Source organism: Microbacterium sp. BF1 (assembly GCF_019279095.1).
GTDB classification, from domain to species: domain Bacteria; phylum Actinomycetota; class Actinomycetes; order Actinomycetales; family Microbacteriaceae; genus Microbacterium; species Microbacterium maritypicum.
Genome location: NZ_JAGYWT010000838.1, coordinates 1 through 601 on the forward strand (window position 1 = coordinate 1; position 601 = coordinate 601).

A 601-nucleotide genomic window follows, 5' to 3' on the forward strand; every position below is an offset into this window, starting at 1 on the left:
GGCTACGAGCGACCGCGACAACGTCCTCGCGGAACTCTCTGGGATAGGGACCAGGCATGATGACATCCTCCCCGCCAGCGCCTCCCGGCACTAACGATCAGTTGTCACCAATTCCTTCCTCACGCCCATCTCAGACTGCGGCCGACGGGACTGCTGACGGTTTGCTTGACTCGTCTTGTTTGGGTTTTCAGGCCGCGTGAGCGGCTTGTGTGTTGAGTATCTCGAACTCGATGGGGTGAGTCTGCCGAGGGGTCGTTGTCGCCTGCGGCGGTGGTAGGTTCGCTCGATCCAGGTCACGATCTCGAGGCGGAGTTCTTGTCTCGAGTGCCACCTCTTCTTGTTGAGGACGTTCTTCTGCCGGAGCGCGAAGAACGACTCCATTGCGGCGTTGTCTGCGCATGCACCGACGCGGCCCATCGATCCGGTGATCCCGCTCTGGCGGAGCAGCTCGACGAACTTCCGCGACCGGAACTGGCCGTATTCAACCGGTCGTCGCAACGATTGTTTGTTGGGTCGATCGTAGTAGCTCTTCGAAGGCCTCGGCGGGGGTGCGCCAGTCGAGGATTTCTCGCGGGCGGTTGTTGATCGCGTCCGCGACGGC

1 pseudogene is annotated in these 601 nt (G+C 61.6%); it reads right to left on the reverse strand.

From position 1 onward, the window contains the following. Nucleotides 1-187: 187 nt before the first annotated feature. Nucleotides 188-474, reverse strand: a pseudogene (locus tag KZA10_RS17100) (integrase core domain-containing protein); the annotation flags it as partial. Between the last annotated feature and the right edge of the window lie 127 nt (nt 475-601).